Annotated in this window: 4 pseudogenes; 1 reads left to right on the top strand and 3 read right to left on the bottom strand. The window is 58.0% G+C overall.

Annotated elements, in window-relative coordinates:
- The 3 pseudogenes from C9413_RS31465 to C9413_RS31460 form a co-directional block, all read right to left on the bottom strand.
- Positions 1 to 579 (bottom strand): annotated as a pseudogene (locus C9413_RS31465) (transposase); the annotation flags it as partial.
- A 121-nt stretch (positions 580 to 700) separates the two neighbouring features.
- A pseudogene (locus C9413_RS34065) lies at positions 701 to 808 on the bottom strand (integrase); the annotation flags it as partial.
- 14 nt (positions 809 to 822) lie between these two features.
- Positions 823 to 1201, bottom strand: a pseudogene (locus C9413_RS31460) (transposase); the annotation flags it as partial.
- A 379-nt stretch (positions 1202 to 1580) separates the two neighbouring features.
- Between C9413_RS31460 and C9413_RS34060 the strand changes: the two are divergent.
- A pseudogene (locus C9413_RS34060) lies at positions 1581 to 1945 on the top strand (IS5/IS1182 family transposase); the annotation flags it as partial.
- Positions 1946 to 2147 lie beyond the last annotated feature (202 nt).

The following is a 2147-nucleotide window of genomic DNA, read 5'->3' as shown; positions in this document are numbered from 1 at the left end:
AGTTTGCACATTCCTGCGGCTCGAAGAGTTTGACGATTTCGCCGACCGGGTTCCACAACGCATCGACGGGTCGTTCGGCCTTTGCCCCCAGCTGCTGCGAGCCCGCAAAAGGCGGCTTGGAATAGACGACCCACTCGACGCCCCGGCTTTCGGCAAGCATGCGTTTGAAGTTTGCGGGCTTTGAAAGCTGCGCGAATCGCCGAAAAAGCGCACCGACCTCGGATGCGATCTTCAACTCCTCGAGCAACAAACGTCGAAAAAGACGGGACAGAACCCCGTACCGGCAGAAAGAAGTTGGTCCGGCAGGACACCCAACGGGAGCCATCGAATAAAGGCCCTCCGCCTGGGAACGATGCAGTGGATGTGCGGATGGTATTGCAGGTTCTGGCCCCAACTGTGCGATGAATCCAATCTCGGCCCCCAGATGTTTGGGATCGGCGGCGATCCGGCGGAGCGTCTCGGCCACTGCCATGAAGAAAATCGCATAGACGCCGCCTTGTTCTCGAAGGCAATTCCGGCAACTGTCTGTGGCAGGGTGAAGACAATGTGGAAATAGCCGACCGGCAGCTCACGCGCTTGTGGATTCCGGCGGCAAACCGTGCCCCAACGGCAAGCCGTATGCAGAACCTGAACATGGATCGGTCCGTTTCCGTCGCGTCGCGGAAACAGCCACACCGGTGGCCGCGCCAGCCGCCAGTGGAGAGAATTTCGCAACCGCATGAAGATAGGACCGTTGCGTCGCCGGCGATAGATTCCGGATCATCATGTCCTCGATCATACGCTGGCGCAGAGGGCTGATCTCTGTCATCGTCGTTCTTCTGTTCAAAGGTGGGCTTCACAGGCCAATCCGATGCCTGCCTGACGGAGGCCAGCGGGTAAGCCGAACACCGCCATCAGTTTCTGCAACCGCACCAGATCATAAGCGGCGGCCGCGAAGGTGAAGGCCCATCCGACGCGGTCGCGGCCGCGGAGCTTCGTCTTGTCCTGCCCGCGACTGTCTTGATCCAGCCGAATGCCTCCTCGATGCGCTTGCGGATGCACAAACTGACCCTATAGCCAGAATGGCGCGTCGTGCGCCCGTCAATGGCCGAGCGGCGACCATTGACGTTCTGCCACATGGGGCGTTACCTTTCATCGACCGCAAGTCTTTGACGAAGCCCCTTGTGTCATAGGCCTTGTCGGCACCAAGCATGATTGCCTGTGGCCAGCCGCAGTAAGGTTCGACCATGTGCAGCGATGCGTTTCGTCGTCGTGAGCGCGGCTTCAAACTGCGCCTGATTGGCCGCTGGCGGATCGTCGAGGCCAATCTATGGGATCGGGATTATCTCGAACCTGGTTGAGCATGCCGCAATCACCATCGGGCTCGACGGCATGGCGAAATCGCCTTAGGCGTGATGCAAGCGACGCTCGATTTCGGATACAGCCCGTCCATGATCTTCTTCAGATGGGCCGGATGCGACGAAATGGACGAAGTCATTGGCGACGGTCATGCCGAATTGCTCTACGATGACCCGATGGAGATCACTTTCGCGTACCACAATGGCGACGAGACCGTCCTGAAGGCCAAACCAGAGACTAACATTGGCATTGATAATCCAACTTGGGATCATTCGGTGTTTTAAGAACCGCGACCGGTTGCTGGAAGGCGACATCGCCGCGAAGTTCTTGGGTGCAATCCTTTCGCAGACCAAGGTAAAGCGGCTGCTGTCAACGGACCACTTCTCTGTCGATGGCACGCTGATTGAAGCCTGGGCGTCGATGAAGAGCTGAAGGACGGCTCGGGCGAACCCCCATCGGAAGGCGACGGGGCGAAAGGCGTTCCAACGAGACGCATGCTTCAACGACCGACCCAGATGCAAGACGCTATAGGAAGGGCAAAGGCAGGGAGGCCAAGGTGTGCTTCATGGGGCATGGGCTGATGGAAGACCGCCATGGCCTGCTGGTCAGCAGGCTGTTGAAAAAAGGACCTGGCGTGAAGATTTTGGTCGTGATTCATGGATTTGTTAGTGCCGGTCATCCAATACCCAACAGCGAATCATAGAACGCTGAGGCGGCAACATTTCAAACCACGCCCGGTTCTGCAGTCTGTAGTTCAGTATCCGACGCAATTTGGCGCAAACTAGCCCTCACTAGGCATTAGCCTAGGT

The organism is Rhizobium sp. SEMIA 4085, assembly GCF_013004495.1.
GTDB lineage: Bacteria > Pseudomonadota > Alphaproteobacteria > Rhizobiales > Rhizobiaceae > Rhizobium > Rhizobium gallicum.
This window is presented reverse-complemented; position numbering and strand designations above follow the sequence as displayed.